Origin of the sequence: Streptomyces sp. Alt3 (genome assembly GCF_030719215.1) — a bacterium.
GTDB classification, from domain to species: Bacteria; Actinomycetota; Actinomycetes; order Streptomycetales; family Streptomycetaceae; genus Streptomyces; species Streptomyces glycanivorans.
In genome coordinates this window covers 4,620,274-4,637,709 of record NZ_CP120983.1, presented here as the reverse complement: position 1 = coordinate 4,637,709, position 17,436 = coordinate 4,620,274, and the positions used below count along the sequence as shown (strand labels likewise).

Sequence of the window (17,436 nt, the reverse complement as noted above, 5' to 3'; positions counted from 1 at the left end):
CCAGCCGTTCCGGCAGCCCACGGTACTCCCCCGCCTTCCGGACGGGGCGACCCCCACCCACTCGGCGTCACACCTCTTCGGGGAGCTCTCCGACCCTGTTCTCCCACTTGGTGGAGAGGACGACCGTGGTGCGGGTCCGGGAGACCCCCTTGGTGCCGCTGAGCCGGCGGATCGTCCTCTCCAGGCCGTCCACGTCACCGACCCGGACCTTGAGCATGAACGAGTCGTCGCCCGCGATGAACCAGCAGTCCTCGATCTCCGCGAGGTCCTTCAGCCGGTGCGCCACGTCCTCGTGGTCGGCGGCGTCGGAGAGCGAGATGCCGATCAGCGCGGTGACGCCCAGCCCCAGCGAGGCGGAGTCCACGGTCGCGCGGTAGCCGGTGATGACCCCGGCGGTTTCCAGCCGGTTGATGCGGTCGGTGACGCTGGGCCCGGAGAGCCCTACGAGCCGTCCCAGCTCGGCATACGAGGCCCTGCCGTTCTCCCTGAGGGCCTGGATGAGCTGCCTGTCCACCGCGTCCATATGACTGAGACCTTCCATTGTTCAGCAGTACCGCGAGTTTACGTGTAGAATCTAAGGCGCAACAGGGTCAAGCCCTGTAAATCTTCTCCAGCATCCATAAAACGCTTTCGAATCTTCAGGAGTGAACTTCACCGTGTACTCGATCGAGATGGCCTACGCCCGAATGCGCGAGCTGCAGGACCTGGCCAACCGCTCGCGTGCCCACCAGCCCGCCGCCGCCCAGCGCGTCGACCGCACCCGCGCCCCGGGCGCGAACAGGAAGAAGCGCTGACCCCACCGGTTCAGCCCCGGGAGGCGCCACCGAGCTCCCCCTCCCACCGGCGGTACAGCTGGTGCGGCACACCCGCCGCGTCCAGCACCCGCCCGGCGACGAAGTCCACCAGGTCCTGGATGTGCGTCGCCCCCGCGTAGAAACCCGGAGAGGCGGGCAGCACGACCGCGCCCGCCTCGTCCAGCGCCACCATCTGCTTGAGCGTCGAACCGCTGAGCGGAGTCTCACGGACGGCGACGACCAGCTTCCGCCGCTCCTTGAGCGTCACGCTCGCGGCACGCTGGAGCAGGTCCTTCGAGAGCCCGAGCGCGACCCCGGCGACACACGCCGTCGACGCCGGGACGATCAGCATCCCCTTCGCCGGGTACGACCCCGAGGACGGCCCGGCCGCGAGGTCCCCCGCCGCCCAGTGGCGCACCTCGCCGATGTCCGGCCGGTAGGTGTCCGGCTTCCCGTCGGCACCCCGCGACAGCCAGCTGCGCAGGTCCTCCTGCCAGTGGGCGTCCCGGTAGGAGATACCCGTCTCGTCCAGGAGCGTCAGCCGCGAGGCGCGGCTCACCACGAGATCGACGCTCTCCCCCGCAGCAAGCAGCCCACGCAGCACCGAGGCAGCGAAGGGTGTGCCCGATGCGCCCGACACCCCGACAATCCAAGGCCTGCGCTGCTGTTGACTCGTCGAACTCGCGGCTGTCACACCACCGAGCCTATCCGGCACCCCGCATCAGGAACCGAGCCAGGGGCTCCGGACGTTGCAACGGTGAGGGAACAGTCATGGACAGGGGGTGACCATGCCGGTCACACGCACGAGCGCCACCGCACGGGCCGTCACGGCCGGCGTCGTCATGCTCGCCTGGATCGCGCTGCTGTGGCTGCTGGAGGGCATCGACACGGCGACGGGCCACTCCCTCGACACCTACGGCGTCAGTCCGCGCGATCCCGCCGAGCTGGCCGACATCGTGCCGTCCGCGTTCCTGCACAGCGGCTGGGAACACGTGGCGTCCAACAGCGTCCCGCTGCTGGTCCTCGGCTTCATCGCCGCGCTGGGCGGCCTGGGCAGGTTCGCGGCCGTGGTCCTGGTGGTCATCGTGACGTCCGGCCTCGGCGTCTGGCTGACCGCGCCCGCGAACACCGTGACGCTCGGCGCGTCCGGTGTGGTCTTCGGACTCTTCGGCTATCTGCTGGTCCGCGGCTTCGTGGACCGCCGCCCGCTGGACGTGGTCATCGGCGTGGTGATCGCCGCGGTCTACGGCTCACTGCTCTGGGGCGTCCTGCCGACCGAGTCCGGCATCAGCTGGCAGGGCCATCTCTTCGGCCTCATAGGCGGGGTGGTGGCGGCGTTCGCCTTCCGCCGCCCCCGCCGCCCCCGGGAGCCGTACGACTACGTCACGGTGTGAGACCGCGCACCAGCAGGTCGAGCAGGGCGCAGGCGAAGAGCGCGATCCCGATGAAGCCGTTGACCGAGAAGAACGCCCGGTTCAGCCGGGACAGGTCGTGCGGCCGCACGACCCGGTGCTCGTACACGAAGGCGACGGCGACGATCACCATGCCGATCCAGTAGAAGATCTCCGCGTCCGTCGCCAGCCCGAACCACACCAGCAGCCCGGTCGTCACCACGTGGCAGACCCGCGCGCCCCAGAGCGCGGCGGGGATGCCGAAGCGGGCGGGGAAGGAGAGCACTCCGTGGGCGCGGTCGGCCCGCACGTCCTGGCAGGCGAAGATCAGGTCGAACCCGCCGATCCAGATGCCGACGGCGAGCCCCAGGATCACCGCGTCCCACGACCAGCTGCCGGTGACCGCCAGCCAGGCACCGATCGGGCCGATGGCCTGGGCGAGGCCCAGGATCGCGTGCGGGAAGTTCGTGAACCGCTTGCCGTACGGGTAGACGACCATCGGCACGACCGCCACGGGTGCCAGGATCAGGCACAGGGGGTTCAGCAGGGCCGCGGCACCGAGGAAGAAGGCGAGCGCGACGATCGCCCCGGTCCACGCGGACCTCACCGTGACCGCGCCGGTCACGAGCTCCCGGCCCTCCGTGCGCGGATTACGGGCGTCGATCTCCCGGTCGATGATCCGGTTGGCGGCCATCGCGAAGGTACGCAGTCCGACCATCGCGATGGTCACGAGCAGCAGCGTGCCCCAGTGGATGTTCCCGTCCAGCCTGAACATCGCGGTCAGCGCGGCGATGTAGGCGAAGGGCAGCGCGAAGACCGAGTGCTCGATCATCACCAGCCGCAGGAACGCGCGGGACTTGCCGCGCGGCTGCGGGACAGCAGCCGCCGAGGCCGATGCACTCACAGGCCGTACTCCTTCCACCGGCGGTCGACCTTCGCCGCCGTCTCCGGGTCGGACTCGACCATCTCCGGCCAGCCTCCGTCCCGCGTGTACCCCTCCTCGGGCAGCTTGCGCGTCGCGTCGATGCCCGCCTTGCCACCCCAGAACTGCTGGTAGGAGGCGTGGTCGAGATGGTCGACCGGGCCTTCGGTGACCGTCAGGTCCCGCGCGTAGTCGGTGTTCCCGAGCGCACGCCAGGCGACCTCGTGCAGATCGTGGACGTCGCAGTCGGAGTCCACGACCACGATCAGCTTGGTCAGCGACATCATGTGCGCCCCCCAGATGGCGCTCATGACCTTCTGGGCGTGCTTCGGGTACTTCTTGTCGATCGAGACGATCGCGCAGTTGTGGAAGCCGCCCGCCTCCGGCAGGTGGTAGTCCACGATGTCCGGGACGATGATCTTGAGCAGGGGCAGGAAGAACCGCTCGGTCGCCCGCCCCAGCGGGCCGTCCTCGGTGGGCGGCCGGCCCACGACGATCGACTGGAGCAGCGGACGCTTCCGCATCGTCACGCAGTCGATCTTCAGCGCGGGGAAGGGCTCCTGCGGGGTGTAGAAGCCGGTGTGGTCGCCGAACGGCCCCTCGGGCAGCATCTCGCCCGGCTCCAGCCAGCCCTCGATGACGACCTCGGCCTGCGCCGGGACCTGGAGCGGAACGGTCTTGCAGTCGACCATCTCGATCCGCTTGCCCTGGACGAAGCCGGCGAAGAGGTACTCGTCGATGTCCCCCGGCAGCGGCGCCGTGGAGGCGTACGTGACCGCGGGCGGGGCCCCGAACGCGATGGCGACGGGCAGCTTCTCACCCCGCCTGGCGGCCACCTGGTAGTGGTTGCGGCTGTCCTTGTGGATCTGCCAGTGCATCCCGATGGTGCGCCTGTCGTGGCGCTGGAGCCGGTAGAGCCCGAGGTTGCGGATACCCGTCTCCGGGTCCTTGGTGTGCGTGAGACCGAGGTTGAAGAAGGAGCCGCCGTCCTCGGGCCAGGTGAAGAGCGCGGGCAGCTGGTCGAGGTCCACGTCGTCGCCGGTCAGCACGACCTCCTGGACGGGGGCGCTGTCGGACTTCACCTTCTTCGGCGGCAGGTGGCTCACCGACCCGAGCTTCCCGAACGCCTCACGGATCCCGACGAACCCCTGCGGCAGCTCCGGCTTGAGCAGACCGCCGATCCTGTCGCTGATCTCGGCGTAGGACTTCAGCCCGAGCGCCTTGAGCAGCCGCCGGTCCGTCCCGAAGACGTTCATGGCCAGGGGCATGGACGCCCCCTTGACGTTCTCGAAGAGCAGCGCGGGCCCGCCCGCCTTGTTCACCCGGTCGACGATCTCGCCGACCTCCAGGTACGGGTCGACCTCGGCCTTGATGCGCTTGAGATCGCCCTCGCGCTCCAGAGCACGGAGCAGGGAGCGAAGATCGTCGTAAGCCATACGGTCAAGTATCGGACACCGGCTACCCTGGGCCCGTCACCGGGGGCGGTCCGTGCGCCTCCCCACCTCATCTCGGGGGATCCTTCACGATGCTCAGGGCCTTGATCTACCTTCTGCCGCTGGCGCTGACGATCTTCGCGTTCATCGACTGCCTGAACACGCCTGAGGACGAGGCGAAGCACCTGCCGAAGATCGCCTGGGTCTTCATCATCCTGCTGTTCTGGATCGTCGGGCCGATCGTCTGGCTCGCCGCGGGCAAGATGCGCCACGCGCCCGAGGGCGGCCGCACCCCTTCGGAGTGGCACCGCAGGCAGCGCACCACCTGGGTGGCGCCCGACGACAATCCCGACTTCCTCAAGTCGCTGAAGGACGAGAACAAGAAGGACGAGTCGCTCCTCAAGGACTGGGAGGCGGACCTGCGCCGCCGCGAGGAGGAGATCAAGCGCCGGGAGAGCGGCACGGGTCCCGAGGACCCGACCCCGCCGGCGGCCTCATGACGTCCCCTCATGACGTTCCCCTCATGAGGCGTTCGTCATAAGGCGCTCCTCATGAGGCGTTCCTCATGAGGACAGCAGTCGCCCCAGCCGCTGGAGCAGGGGCAGCAGAGCCGTGCGCTCCTGCGGGGTGAGGGCCTCCAGGGCGCCGTGCACCACCCGCATCTCGGCGCGGATGCGGTGCGCCAGCTCGGTGCCCTCCTCGGTGCGCGCGGCCACCTTGGAACGGCGGTCGCCGGGCGCCGGGGTGCGTGTCACCAGGCCTCGGGCCTCCATGCGGCCGATGAGCCCCGTGGCGTTGGACGCGTCACACACCAGATGACTGGCCAGCGCGCTCATGGGCATGGGCTCGTTGAGGGCGATCAGCGCGCGGGCCTGCGAGGTACTGAGGCCGTGACGACCGGCGACGGCGGTGAGGTCGTCGTGGTGGCCGCGGACGACGACTGCGAGGGGTTCCAGCAGTTCGTCCGGAGTAGGGACGGCGCGGGGTGCGGGTTCCGTCGTCATGGTCGGTCATCCTTCGGTCGGTACGCGTGGTCCGGAGGCCTGGACTCCGGCCGCCACGCACCCGCATTCATTTGACATGCTCAACTTTGACCCGTTACATGAACGGTATTGCTTGAGCATATCAAGCTTCGCGTTCCGCGCGTCCTTCGTCCAGCGTCTCGTAGGGAGCACCCCCCATGCCCTCCGTACTCTTCGTCCTCACCGGTGCCGACCACTGGACCCTCAACGACGGCACCGCCCATCCCACCGGCTTCTGGGCGGAGGAACTCGCCGCCCCGCACCGCGTCTTCACCCAGGCCGGCTTCGACATCACCGTCGCCACCCCCGGCGGCGTGGCGCCCACGGTCGACACCGCCAGCCTCGCCGCCGAGGCGAACGGCGGCCAGGAGCAGGCCGACGCCGTGGCCTCCTACCTCGCCGCGATCGACGAGACGCTGCGCATCCCCGCCCGCCTCGAGGACATCGTGCCCACGTCCTACGACATCGTCTTCTACCCCGGCGGCCACGGCCCCATGGAGGACCTGGCCGTCAGCGAGGTGTCCGGCCGGCTGCTGACCTCCGCGCTGGACTCCGGCACCCACGTCGCCGTCCTGTGCCACGCGCCCGCCGCCCTGCTGCCCGCCCGCCGCGAGGACGGCAGCTGGCCGTTCGCCGGCTACCGCATGACCGGCTTCAGCAACGCCGAGGAGACCCAGGCGGGCCTCGCCGACAAGGCGCCGTGGCTGCTGGAGAACCGTCTGGTGGAGCTCGGCGCCGACTACGCCTCGGCCGAGCCCTGGGCGGTCCACACCGTGCACGACCGCAACCTGCACACCGGTCAGAACCCGGCCTCCTCCGAGCAGCTGGCGCGCGAGATCGTGGCCGCCCTGTGAGCGCCGCCGCAGAGTCCCCGGCGGAGGTCGTCGCCCGGCTCCGTGCCACCTTCCGCACCGGCCGCACCAGGGACCTCGCCTGGCGCACCACCCAGCTGACGCGGCTGCGCGCCCTGCTCACCGAGCGCGGCGACGAACTGGCCGAGGCGCTCCGGGCCGACCTCGGCAAGAGCCGCAAGGAGTCCTACCGGACCGAGATCGACTTCACGGTCCGGGAGATCGACCACACCCTGGAACGCCTGGAGGAGTGGCTGCGGCCCGAGCCCGCCCCCGTACCGGCGGTCCTCGCGGGCGCCACCGCCCACACCGTGCAGGACCCGCTCGGCGTCGTCCTCGTCATCGCCCCGTGGAACTACCCGGTGCAGCTGCTGCTCGCCCCCGTCGTGGGTGCGCTGGCCGCGGGCAACACGGTCGTCGCCAAGCCCAGCGAACTGGCACCCGCGACCTCCGCCGCGGTGGCCCGGCTGCTGCCGGAGTACCTGGACACGGACGCCGTCGCCGTGGTGGAGGGCGCGGTACCGGAGACCACCGCGCTGCTGGCCGAGCACTTCGACCACATCTTCTACACCGGCAACGGCACGGTCGGCAGGATCGTCATGACCGCCGCGGCGAAGCACCTCACGCCGGTGACCCTCGAACTGGGCGGCAAGTCGCCGGTGTTCGTGGACCGCGACACGGACCTGAAGACGGTGGCCGCCCGGCTGGCCTCCGGGAAGTTCCTCAACGCCGGCCAGACATGTGTCGCGCCCGACTACGTCCTGACCGACCCGGAGACCGCCCCGGCCCTGGCGGACGCACTCTCGGCCGCGGTCGAGGGCCTGTTCGGCCAGGACGCGTCCACCAGCCCGGAGTACGGCCGGATCGTGAACGAGCGCCACTTCGACCGGCTGGTCGGCCTCCTGGACTCCGGCCGCACGGTGACGGGCGGGGCCCACGACCGGGACGAGAAGTACATCGCCCCGACCGTGCTGGCCGATGTCTCTCCCGACTCCCCCGTGATGGGCGAGGAGATCTTCGGCCCGGTGCTGCCGATCGTCACCGTGGACGGGCTCGACGAGGCCATCGGCTTCATCAACGACCGTGACAAGCCGCTGGCCCTGTACGCGTTCACCCAGGACCAGGCCGTGCGGGAACGGCTGCTGACCGAGACCTCCTCGGGCGGCGTGGGCGTGGGTCTGCCGCTCGCCCATCTGACCGTCTCGGACCTGCCCTTCGGCGGGGTCGGCGAGAGCGGCATGGGCAACTACCACGGCCGGTACTCCCTGGAGACGTTCAGCCACCGCAAGGCGGTCCTGGACACCCCGCTCGGCTGAGAGCACCTACGGCGGGAGGGCGCGACCAGCGATGGTCGCGCCCTCCCGTCGTACGCGGGTGTGCCCGTCAGACTCCGGCGTAGGAGTGCTTGCCGGTGACGAAGATGTTCACGCCGTAGTAGTTGAAGAGCCAGCAGCCGAAGGCGACCAGCGCCAGGTAGGCGGCCTTGCGGCCCTTCCAGCCGGCCGTCGCGCGGGCGTGCAGGTAGGCGGCGTACGCGACCCAGGTGATGAAGGACCAGACCTCCTTGGGGTCCCAGCCCCAGTAGCGGCCCCAGGCGTCGCCCGCCCAGATCGCGCCCGCGATGATCGTGAACGTCCACAGCGGGAAGACGGCGGCGTTGATGCGGTAGGCGAAGGTGTCCAGGGACTTCGCGGCAGGCAGCCGCTCCATGACGGAGGTCGCGAACTTCCCGGGCGTGCCGCCGCTCGCGATCTTGTTCTCGTAGCTGTCGCGGAACAGGTAGAGCAGCGTGCCGACGGCGCCCAGGTAGAAGACGGCGCCGCAGATGATGGCGGTGGAGACGTGGATCCACAGCCAGTAGGAGTGCAGCGCGGGGACCAGCTGGTCGCTGTCGGTGTACAGCGTGGTCGTCGCGATGCCCAGGTCCAGCAGGACCGTGGTGACCAGCATCAGACCGATCCAGCGGACGTTCTTCCTCAGCGCCAGGAGGATCAGGTACGCGCCGACCGCCACGGTGGAGAAGGTGATCGAGAACTCGTACATGTTGCCCCAGGGGGCCCGCTGCACCGACAGGGCGCGTGCGACGACTCCACCCGCCTGGACCGCGAAGGCGACGACGGTCAGGGAGACCGCGATACGCCCCCACAGGTCACCCTTGAAGGTGCCGCCGGCCGCACCGGGGCCGTCCGGGACGTCCCGGGAACCGGCGGCGGAACGCGTCACGACCTGGGGGCGCTCCAGCACGGCGGTGCCGCCCTTCTGCGCGGCCTGCACCTTCACCGCCGGACCGGTGGCCGAGTCCTTCTTGAGCGCGGCGGCCGTGCGGCCGACCTTGCTCCGGCTGCCGAACACCCACTCCGCGATGTGCGCGAAGAAGGCCAGGGTGTAGACGGCCATCGACGAATAGATCAGCGTGTTGCTGATGTTCGCCAGATTCTCGTTGGTTGCGGCGGCGAGATTCACTTCTCAGCCCCTTCGGCAGGTTCTTCGGAGGGTTGCTCGGGACGGTGGTCGGGATCGGGTCCGGACGCGGTCGGTGCCTCGGTGTGGAGCGCGACCGCGAGGTCGGTCAGCTCCTCGGGGAGCTTCGCGGACTCACTGCGTCCCAGGCCCGCCATCTCGACGACGGTGACACCGTCCGCCCCCCGCACGGCCCGCACCCACACCCGGCGGCGCTGGATGAAGAGCGATCCGGCGAGGCCGATGATGGCGGCGACGGCGCCGGTGAGCGCCCATCCGCTCGCGGGCTGACGCGTGATCTGGAAGCTGGCCCACTCCTCGACGCTCTCGAAGGTGATCGACCCCGCGCCGTCGGGGAGCTTCATGGTCTCCCCCGGGCGCAGCCGCTTCTTCAGCTTGTCCCCGTTGCTGTCCTTGAATTCCTTCATCTTGGACGTGTCGAGCTGGTAGACGTTCTGCGGCAGCCCGGAGTCCACGCCGAGGCTGCCGTAGTAGCCGTTGAGCGCGAGGACCGGGTAGTCGAGGCCGGGGTACTGCGAGAACATCGTGCCCTGGCCGTCACCGGCGAACGTCGGCACGAAGAACGCCTGGAAGCCCAGCTGGGACTTCTTGCCGTTCTTGTCCTTGTAGCCGTCCATCACCTTGATCGCGCCGGTCGAGGTGACGTTGTTGTCGATGGGCAGCAGAGGCACCGCGCTCCGGTAGACCTCCTTGCCCTCGCCGTCCTTGACGGAGATGACCGGGGCGTAGCCGTGCGCGTTGAGGTAGACCTTCGTACCGTCGACGACGAGCGGCTTGTTGACCTCGATGACCTTCTTCCTCGTCTCCCCGTCCGCGCCCTCGGCGTACGTCACGCGTGCCTCGTAGGTGCGGGGCGTCCCGCGCTGGGGGCCGTTGCGCTCGTACGTACCGACGAAGTCCTGGAGGTCGAAGCTGAAGGGGGTGAGATCGTCGTCGTCGAAGAGCGAACCGGACTTGAAGTCGTCGTACTGGGTGATGGTGTTGGCGAACCCGTCGCCCTCGACGACCAGTTTGCCGCCCTCGGACTTGAAGAGCTGCCCACCGGCGAACGCGACCAGCATGACGATCAGCGCGATGTGGAAGAGCAGGTTCCCGGTCTCGCGCAGATAGCCCTTCTCAGCCGCGACCGCGTCACCGACGACGTGCGAGCGGAAACGCCGCCTGCGCAGGATGGAGAGGGCGACCTCACGGACCTGCTCGGGTTCCGCGTCCGTGCGCCAGGTGGTGTAGGCCGGCAGCCGCGTCAGCTTCTTCGGCGCGCCCGGCGGGCGGCCACGCAGCTGCCCGACGAACTGCCAGGTGCGCGGGACGATGCAGCCGATCAGCGAGACGAACAGCAGGATGTAGATCGCGGAGAACCACACCGAACTGTAGACGTCGAAGAACTGCAGCTTCTCGTAGACCGGGCTGACGGTGGTGTGGGCCTCCTTGAAGGTCTGCACCTTCAGTTCGTCCACGCTGTTCTGCGGGATCAGCGAGCCGGGGATGGCGCCGAGCGACAGCATGAACAGCAGGATCAGCGCGACCCGCATGGAGGTGAGCTGCCGCCAGAACCAGCGGGCCCAGCCGATGACGCCCATGGAGGGCAGGGAGGCCGCCGGCTCCTCGCGCGGAGCGGTGGAGAGCTGTTCCCCGGCCTGGCCGAGGTCGCGCTCGTCCGTGGTGTTCGTGTTGCTCATGGACTCAGATCCCCACAGTGAAGCCGTTGGACCAGACCTGCATCTCCTGGATGAGCACGTCCCACGCACCCGTCAGCAGGAGGATTCCGGTCACGATCATCATGCCGCCGCCGATCCGCATGACCCATGCGTAGTGGCGTTTGACCCAGCCGAACGCGCCGAGCGCCCGGCGGAAGGCGATCGCCGCCAGGACGAAGGGGACACCGAGCCCCAGGCAGTACGCCACGGACAGGATCGCCCCACGTCCGGCGGTCGCCTGGTCGAAGGCGAGCGCGTTGACGGAGGCGAGCGTCGGTCCGAGACAGGGTGTCCAGCCGATCCCGAAGAGCGCGCCGAGCAGCGGCGCTCCCGCCAGCCCGGTCACCGGCCGCTTGTGGATGCGGAACTCGCGCTGCGTCATCCAGGGCAGGAGGCCCATGAAGAAGATCCCCATGAGGATCATGAGCGCGCCGAGGACCTTGGAGAGCGTCCCGCTGTACTCCTGGAGCGTCTGGCCGAAGAAGCCGAAGAGCGCGCCGCCGGAGACGAACACGGCGGTGAAGCCGAGGACGAAGAGCGAGGCGCCGACGACGGTCCTGCCCCTGCGGCGTTCGGCGAGATCGGCGCCGCTGACCCCGGTGACGTAGCTGAGGTAGCCGGGCACGAGCGGCAGGACGCAGGGCGAGAAGAAGGAGACGAGCCCTCCGAGCAGGGCGATGGGCAGCGCCACTATGAGGGCCCCGCCGGCCACCGTCTCGTTTCCGCCGGTGGTCGCGGCCAGCTGGAGTACGGCGGTCACTTCTCGGCGACCAGCGGGTCGATCATCTCGCGCAGCTTCGTGGCGTCGAGCGCCGCGAGGGACCGGGCGGCGAGCTTCCCCTCCCGGTCGACGACCACGGTCGACGGGATGGCCTTCGGGTTCAGCGTGCCCTTGGGGAAGCGCAGGAGCTGCTTCCCGGTCGGGTCGTAGAGGCTCGGGTAGGTGACCCCGAAGTCCTCCTCGAAGCTGACCGCGAGGGACTTCTGGGGGTCACGGGTGTTGACGCCGACGAACTGGACGCCCTGGTCCTTCATCTCCTCGGAGACCTTCACGAAGTGCTTGGCCTCCGCGCGGCAGGGGCCGCACCACGATCCCCAGAAGTTCAGGACGACGACCTTGCCCTTGTAGTCGGCGATGTCGAGGTCCGCGCCGTCCAGGGTCGCGCCCGCGAGCTTCGGCGCGTCGGTGCGCTCGCCCTTGGCGACGGTCGAGATCCCGCCACTGCCGGTGACGAAGTTCGTGTTGCCGCCACCGCCCGCCCGGTTGCCGTCCCCACTGCACGCGGACAGGGTCAGGGCACCGGCCACAGCAGTGGCGGCGAGCAGGGTGGAGCGGCGTCGGGGTGCGCGGCCAGAGCTCATGTGAAAAGTTTCGCATGGCAGTTCCAGGGATCTTGCGCACCCCCCTCGGTGCCCGTAAAGCCCCTTGTCAAGCCTGTTTAAAGAAGGTGTTCCAGCCGCCCTCGGGAGCCTGTCCGACCTGGAGCGAACGAAGCTTCGCGAGCACCGCGGGGTCCTGTGCGTCGAGCCAGTCGACGAACTGCCGGAAGGAGACGAGGCGCACATCCGGCTTGCCCGCGATGTGTTTGAGCGCGTCCTCCACGGCATCCATGTAGATACCGCCGTTCCACTCCTCGAAGTGGTTTCCGATGTAGAAGGGCGCGCGGTTCGTCCCGTAGGCACGCTCGAATCCCGCGACATAGGCCTCGGTGGCCTGGGTACGCCAGCCGGGATAGCGCGACGGCATCCCCTTGGTCGAATTCTTCGACTGGTTGGCGAGGATGTTGTAGTCCATGGAGAGGACCTCGAAGGTGTGGCCGGGGAACGGAATGCCCTGCAGCGGGAGATCCCAGACGCCCTGGCGCTTCACGGGCCACATCTGGCTGCCGCCCGGCGAACTGGCGTCGTAGCGCCAGCCCAGCTGCTTCGCCGTGGGCAGGAGGTTGTCCTGGCCGAGCAGACAGGGCGTACGGCCTCCGACCAGTTCCTTGCGGTAGTCGAAGGGCAGCGGGTCGACGTCCGTCCACCCGGTGTTCGTGCGCCATTCGGTGACGAACGACACGGCCTGGTCGATCTCGCTCTGCCATTGCGCGGGCGTCCAGTCCCCGACCGACCCGGAGCCACCGCAGAAATGCCCGTTGAAATGGGTGCCGATCTCATGCCCGTCGAGCCATGCCTGGCGGACGTACTTCAGCGTCTGCTTGACGTGGTCGTCGGTGAGATAGCCGATGTCGGAGGCACCACGGGGGTTGTTGGGCGGCCGGTAGAGGGACTTCTTCGACTCGGGCAGTACATAGAGCCCCGAGAGGAAGAAGGTCATCGCCGCGTCGTGCTCCTGGGCGAGTTCGAGAAAGCGCGGGAAGAGACCGTTGCCGACCTCGCCCGCCCCGTCCCAGGAAAAGATCACGAACTGCGGGGGTGTCTGGCCGGGTTCCAGCGGAACGGGAGCGGCCGGCTGATTCGGCTGCTTTCCGGTGTCCGCCGTGGAACCGTCGCCGATCAGCCTGACGTGTTTCTCCGGTGGGCCGCCGCCATTCCCGGGCGTGGCCTTGCCGCCGTTGCCGCCCTTCTCGGTTTCCGGCCGTCCGCCGTCCGATGACCCGAGGGAGCCGCAGCCGGTCATCGTGAGTGCGGCTGCGGCTCCGAGTCCGGCCCCGAGCAGGCCCCTTCGGTTGATTTCACGCATAGCGTCCCCATCTGCGGTCGTATTACCTCAATGCCATACAAACTGGCGATGGCTTAGATGAGGAAACCAACACGACGGTTCCGCCGATAATCACAAAAGTTGTTACGTGAACACACCCTTACAGGTGCCGCACACGGCACACGGACGGGCGCCGCGCACAGGCCCGGAGTACGGGCCGGGTGCGCGGCGTACGGGTCCCGATCCGCGAGGCGGGGGCCGGCTACGCGCCGAACGCCTTGGACTGCCCCTTCACCGGCTTCGCCCCCGCGAGCAGATGCGCAGGCACCAGGTCCCGGGCGGGCTCGGTGTACCCGACGGACACGATCTTGTCCCCCTGGTACGTGAAGCTCGTCAACGAGGCCAGGGTGCACTGCCGCTTGCGCGGGTCGTGCCACAGCCTGCGCCGCTCCACGAAGCTGCGCACGATCCAGATCGGCAGCTGGTGGCTGACGCAGACCGCCTCGTGCCCGCGCGCGGCGTCGCGCGCCGCGTCCAGCGCGCCCATCATCCGCACGACCTGCTCGACGTACGGCTCACCCCAGGACGGCTTGAAGGGGTTGGTGAGGTGCTTCCAGTTCTCGGGCTTGCGCAGCGCGCCGTCGCCGACCCCGAAGGTCTTGCCCTCGAAGACGTTGGCGGCCTCGATGAGGCGCTCGTCGGTGGCCAGGTCCACGCTGTGCGACGAGGCGATCGGCGTGGCCGTCTCCTGGGCACGCTCCAGCGGGGAGGCCACGACATACGTGATGTCGCGCTTCTCCAGGTGCTCGGCCACCCGGTCGGCCATCCGGCGGCCGAGCTCGGACAGGCTGTAGCCGGCGCGGCGCCCGTAGAGCACGCCCTCCGGGTTGTGCACCTCACCGTGGCGCATCAGGTGGACGACGGTGATGTCCTTCTCGGTGGCGCTCATGCGACGGCCTCCGATGCGGCGCGGGCGGCGGCGGGCAGCGCCGCGGCGATCCGCTCCAGCGCCTGCGCGTCGTGGGCAGTGGAGACGAACCAGGACTCGAACGCGGACGGCGGCAGATACACGCCCTGCTCCAGCATCGAGTGGAAGAACGCGGTGAAACGGAACGCTTCCTGCTTCTTCGCGTCCTCGTAGTCGTGGACGGGCTCGTCGGTGAAGAAGACGGAGAACATGTTGCTCGCCGCCGACACCGTGTGCGCGACGCCCTCCTTGGTGAAGGCCTCCCCGACGAGGGAGCGCAGCTCCGCGGAGACCGCGTCCACCTTCGCGTAGGCCGCGTCGTCGAGCAGCCGCAGCTGGGCGAGACCGGCGGCGGTGGCGACCGGGTTACCGGAGAGGGTGCCCGCCTGGTAGACGGGTCCGGCCGGTGCCAGGCGGGCCATCACGTCGGCGCGGCCCCCGAACGCGGCGGCCGGGAAGCCGCCGCCCATGACCTTGCCGAAGGTCATCAGGTCCGGCCGCACCCCGTCGATGCCGTACCAGCCGGCCTTCGACGTACGGAATCCGGTCATCACCTCGTCGGAGATGTACAGCGCGCCGTCGGCCGCGCAGATCTCCTTCAGCCCGGCGTTGAAACCGTCCAGCGGCGGCACGACGCCCATGTTGCCCGGCGACGCCTCGGTGATCACACAGGCGATCTCGCCCGGCTGCGCGGCGAACGCGGCGCGCACGGCCTCCAGGTCGTTGTACGGGAGCACGATCGTGTCCCCCGCCTGCGCCCCGGTCACCCCGGGCGTGTCGGGGAGACCGAAGGTGGCGACCCCGGAGCCGGCGGCGGCCAGCAGCGCGTCGACGTGCCCGTGGTAACACCCGGCGAACTTCACGACCTTGGCGCGCCCGGTGAAGCCACGGGCGAGCCGGATCGCGGACATGGTCGCCTCGGTGCCGGACGACACCAGCCGCACCTGCTCCACGGGCTCGATCCGGGCCACGATCTCCTCGGCGAGCGCGACCTCGCCCTCACCGGGCGTACCGAACGAGGTACCCCGGGCCACCGCCTCCTGGACTGCCGCGGTGACCTCGGGGTGCGCGTGGCCGAGGATCATCGGCCCCCACGAACACACGAGGTCGACGTACTCACGGCCGTCGGCGTCGGTGAGGTACGGACCCTTGCCGGACACCATGAACCGGGGCGTACCGCCCACGGCGCGGAAGGCGCGCACGGGAGAGTTCACGCCACCGGGCGTCACGTGGGACGCACGGTCGAAAAGCGTCTGTGAAACTGGGGCTTCGTATGAATACGCCACTTTGGTCCTGATCTGCGATTCGGGATTCGGGGGGCCTGGCCGGAATTCCGGCCGCCGGTGAGCAGGGAGCGCGCTCTCCCCGTATGAGGCTCGTACAACGAAAGGGCGTCAGTCTCCTCGCGTCTGCAAAACTGGGGCGTCATAGGGAAAGCTCACACATGCCATGGTGTCAGAGGCGTGGACGGTCTTGCGGACAGGTGTTTCACCGCACGCCCGTGGGGGAGGTCACTGACGATGATCGGGTTGCGCGGCGGGGCTGTGTCTCCTAAGAAGTAGTCGGGTGGATGAGATATGCATCGCGGTGGCGGAGTGGGCGAAGGGACCGACGACCTGGGGCCCGAGCCTGCCCGGCGAGGGCGGCACCGGCGCAGGGCGGAACGCGAGGCCGAGCGCCTACGGGACGCACCGGCGGGTGGCGTCGAGGGTCCGGGGAGCAGGAGCAGTGGAAGGGTGGGGGTGACCTACAAGTACTTCGGTGCCCCCGACGGGGCCACCGCCGCACGTGTGCCCATTTCCATGCGGCCCGAGGAGCTGGGCGGCGACGAACTGGGCATGGGCGGCATGTTCAGCAAGATCAAGCCCGAGACCGTGGCGGCCATGGTCCTCACCGGCATACAGGGCATACCCCTGCACAAGGTGCCACCGCTGGAGCTGGTCGTGCTGCACCCCGACTACGCGGTGGTCAAGCTGCCGATGACGGTGGTGGACCCCCTGCGTGACGTCGGCGAGGAGTCGGTCGGCGCGGCGGCCTTCATCTGGTCCACGGTCCCGGACCGCGGCGGCCCGCGCGACGCGTTCAACGTCTACCAGCTGCTCCACGAGTGGCAGGACTTCTCCCACCGGCTGCACGACGCGGGGCACCAGGCGTACTGCCTGGTGTGGCCCTGACGCAGCGGCACGCCCCTGTCGCGGGAGGCGGAGTCACCGGGGCCGGACGCCGGGACCTGCCCGGTCCTGATGCCGGGACCGCGCTCCACACCGTTTTCGCGGTGTAGGAACATATGACGCATGACGGCGGATGAACTGCATGTGGTCGTGGAGACCACGGACGACGGTGTCGTCCTGATCCGTGTCCGGGGAAGCCTGGACGGGTGGTCGGGCCCTTCCGAGCTGGTCGACGCGCTGGAGGAGGCCGTCGGGGCGGGCGGACGGCTCACGGTGGCGGACCTGTCCCTGCTGCGGTTCGCCGACTCGACGGCCCTGCACGCCCTGTTGAACGCGCAGCGGCGCCATGCCGGGGCCGGAGTACGACTGGTGCTGGCCGGACCGCTGGACACGGGCGTACGCAGGCTGTTCGAGGTCTCGGGCACGCTCGGTGCCTTCACGTTCGCCGACACGGTGGACGCGGCGCTGCGGTGCTGACCGCCCCCGGGCAGCACCGTCCACGGACCGGCCCCCGGTTCGGACGTGTGGCCCGGGCCCGACCGGGCAGGCGCAGAGGGCAATGAACGGGGAACGAGAAGTGCTGAGCGACGGCGCGATTCCTGCCGATGGGCCGGAGGAAGCCGCCGGCCCGCCTGCGCCGGAGCAGCCGACGGGTGCGCGCCCCGTGCCCGGGGTGCCACGGAACGCGGCCGCGGCCCGGGACATGGTCACCCGACTCCTGGAGGCTGAGTTCTGCGTGCTCGACGGGGAGGGCCCCGCCGACGTCGTCGTCGCGGACGCGCTGCTGGTCACCTCCGAGCTCGTGACCAACGCGGTCCGGCACGGCGGAGGGCTCACCGGGTTCACCGCGCAGATCACCGACGACGGCCTCCTCCTCACGGTCGCCGACGCCAGCACCCGCGCCCCGGTCACCGCGGAGCGCGATCCGGCCGCCGCCTCCATCGGCGGCTACGGCTGGCTCCTGGTACGCCGCCTGGCGAGGCGGGTCTCCATCACGTACCTCCCCGGCGGGAAGCACATCGTGGCGCTGGTCGCCCTCACCTGAACGCCGGGGCGTGCGCGC

Annotated in this window: 20 protein-coding genes; 8 read left to right on the top strand and 12 right to left on the bottom strand. The window is 69.6% G+C overall.

The genetic code is table 11. The annotated features are described in order from the left end of the window. Positions 1–67 precede the first annotated feature (67 nt). Entirely contained in the window at positions 68–523 is a 456-nt protein-coding gene (locus tag P8A20_RS20485; protein ID WP_147958957.1) for an Lrp/AsnC family transcriptional regulator, read from the bottom strand. Between the two features lie 121 nt (positions 524–644). Here P8A20_RS20485 and P8A20_RS20480 point away from each other — a divergent pair, with 121 nt between their 5' ends. Beyond that, positions 645–794, top strand: a complete 150-nt coding sequence (locus tag P8A20_RS20480) for a hypothetical protein (protein ID WP_187282202.1) — start codon at positions 645–647, stop codon at positions 792–794. A 10-nt stretch (positions 795–804) separates the two neighbouring features. Here the strand turns inward: P8A20_RS20480 and P8A20_RS20475 are convergent, their stop codons facing one another. Next, the gene (locus tag P8A20_RS20475; RefSeq protein ID WP_147958956.1) at positions 805–1,488 is read right to left on the bottom strand and encodes a UbiX family flavin prenyltransferase; all 684 of its coding nucleotides are present in this window, start codon (positions 1,486–1,488) and stop codon (positions 805–807) included. 94 nt (positions 1,489–1,582) lie between these two features. Between P8A20_RS20475 and P8A20_RS20470 the strand changes: the two genes are divergently transcribed. Beyond that, positions 1,583–2,188: a rhomboid family intramembrane serine protease gene (locus P8A20_RS20470; protein ID WP_306103995.1), complete on the top strand. Its 606-nt coding sequence runs from the start codon at positions 1,583–1,585 to the stop codon at positions 2,186–2,188. Here the strand turns inward: P8A20_RS20470 and mqnP are convergent. Beyond that, positions 2,178–3,089 (bottom strand): menaquinone biosynthesis prenyltransferase MqnP, encoded by a 912-nt coding sequence (gene mqnP, locus P8A20_RS20465; protein ID WP_306103994.1) that lies wholly within the window; start codon positions 3,087–3,089, stop codon positions 2,178–2,180. The genes P8A20_RS20470 and mqnP overlap by 11 nt on opposite strands. After that, a complete protein-coding gene (locus P8A20_RS20460; RefSeq protein WP_147958955.1) occupies positions 3,086–4,543 on the bottom strand; it encodes a menaquinone biosynthesis decarboxylase in 1,458 nt (485 codons plus the stop codon). The genes mqnP and P8A20_RS20460 overlap by 4 nt, the downstream gene beginning before the upstream one ends. An 89-nt stretch (positions 4,544–4,632) precedes the next feature. On the opposite strand from P8A20_RS20460, the gene P8A20_RS20455 reads away from it, so the two are divergent. Continuing rightward, positions 4,633–5,040 (top strand): PLD nuclease N-terminal domain-containing protein, encoded by a 408-nt coding sequence (locus tag P8A20_RS20455; protein ID WP_147958954.1) that lies wholly within the window; start codon positions 4,633–4,635, stop codon positions 5,038–5,040. A gap of 63 nt (positions 5,041–5,103) precedes the next feature. Here P8A20_RS20455 and P8A20_RS20450 read toward each other — a convergent pair whose 3' ends face one another. Next, the gene (locus tag P8A20_RS20450; protein ID WP_147958953.1) at positions 5,104–5,544 is read right to left on the bottom strand and encodes a MarR family winged helix-turn-helix transcriptional regulator; all 441 of its coding nucleotides are present in this window, start codon (positions 5,542–5,544) and stop codon (positions 5,104–5,106) included. Positions 5,545–5,720: 176 nt separating this feature from the next. Here P8A20_RS20450 and P8A20_RS20445 point away from each other — a divergent pair, with 176 nt between their 5' ends. Both P8A20_RS20445 and P8A20_RS20440 read left to right on the top strand, forming a co-directional pair. Next, positions 5,721–6,416: a type 1 glutamine amidotransferase domain-containing protein gene (locus P8A20_RS20445; protein WP_147958952.1), complete on the top strand. Its 696-nt coding sequence runs from the start codon at positions 5,721–5,723 to the stop codon at positions 6,414–6,416. Beyond that, positions 6,413–7,729 (top strand): aldehyde dehydrogenase family protein, encoded by a 1,317-nt coding sequence (locus tag P8A20_RS20440; protein WP_306103993.1) that lies wholly within the window; start codon positions 6,413–6,415, stop codon positions 7,727–7,729. Before P8A20_RS20445 ends, P8A20_RS20440 begins: the two co-directional genes overlap by 4 nt. Positions 7,730–7,796: 67 nt before the next feature. Here the strand turns inward: P8A20_RS20440 and ccsB are convergent, their stop codons facing one another. From ccsB to hemL, 7 genes are all read right to left on the bottom strand, one after another. Further along, positions 7,797–8,876: a c-type cytochrome biogenesis protein CcsB gene (gene ccsB, locus P8A20_RS20435; RefSeq protein ID WP_147958950.1), complete on the bottom strand. Its 1,080-nt coding sequence runs from the start codon at positions 8,874–8,876 to the stop codon at positions 7,797–7,799. Continuing rightward, complete coding sequence (gene resB, locus P8A20_RS20430) at positions 8,873–10,573, bottom strand: cytochrome c biogenesis protein ResB (protein WP_147958949.1); 1,701 nt, start codon at positions 10,571–10,573, stop codon at positions 8,873–8,875. The genes ccsB and resB overlap by 4 nt, the downstream gene beginning before the upstream one ends. A gap of 4 nt (positions 10,574–10,577) precedes the next feature. Then, positions 10,578–11,351 (bottom strand): cytochrome c biogenesis CcdA family protein, encoded by a 774-nt coding sequence (locus P8A20_RS20425; RefSeq protein ID WP_147958948.1) that lies wholly within the window; start codon positions 11,349–11,351, stop codon positions 10,578–10,580. After that, on the bottom strand, positions 11,348–11,953 hold the full coding sequence (locus P8A20_RS20420; protein WP_147958947.1) for a TlpA family protein disulfide reductase: 606 nt from the start codon (positions 11,951–11,953) through the stop codon (positions 11,348–11,350). The genes P8A20_RS20425 and P8A20_RS20420 overlap by 4 nt, the downstream gene beginning before the upstream one ends. 67 nt (positions 11,954–12,020) lie before the next feature. Then, positions 12,021–13,277 carry a polysaccharide deacetylase family protein gene (locus P8A20_RS20415; protein ID WP_147958946.1) on the bottom strand — a complete coding sequence of 419 codons (1,257 nt, stop codon included), beginning with the start codon at positions 13,275–13,277 and terminating at the stop codon, positions 12,021–12,023. 220 nt (positions 13,278–13,497) lie between these two features. Continuing rightward, positions 13,498–14,184, bottom strand: a complete 687-nt coding sequence (locus P8A20_RS20410; protein WP_147958945.1) for a histidine phosphatase family protein — start codon at positions 14,182–14,184, stop codon at positions 13,498–13,500. Further along, on the bottom strand, positions 14,181–15,488 hold the full coding sequence (gene hemL, locus P8A20_RS20405; RefSeq protein WP_306103992.1) for a glutamate-1-semialdehyde 2,1-aminomutase: 1,308 nt from the start codon (positions 15,486–15,488) through the stop codon (positions 14,181–14,183). The genes P8A20_RS20410 and hemL overlap by 4 nt, the downstream gene beginning before the upstream one ends. 291 nt (positions 15,489–15,779) lie before the next feature. On the opposite strand from hemL, the gene P8A20_RS20400 reads away from it, so the two are divergent. From P8A20_RS20400 to P8A20_RS20390, 3 genes are all read left to right on the top strand, one after another. Next, positions 15,780–16,376 carry a hypothetical protein gene (locus P8A20_RS20400; protein WP_147958944.1) on the top strand — a complete coding sequence of 199 codons (597 nt, stop codon included), beginning with the start codon at positions 15,780–15,782 and terminating at the stop codon, positions 16,374–16,376. A 120-nt stretch (positions 16,377–16,496) separates the two neighbouring features. Further along, a complete protein-coding gene (locus P8A20_RS20395) occupies positions 16,497–16,850 on the top strand; it encodes an STAS domain-containing protein (RefSeq protein WP_147958943.1) in 354 nt (117 codons plus the stop codon). A gap of 82 nt (positions 16,851–16,932) precedes the next feature. Then, complete coding sequence (locus P8A20_RS20390) at positions 16,933–17,418, top strand: ATP-binding protein (protein WP_187282119.1); 486 nt, start codon at positions 16,933–16,935, stop codon at positions 17,416–17,418. Positions 17,419–17,436: the final 18 nt, after the last annotated feature.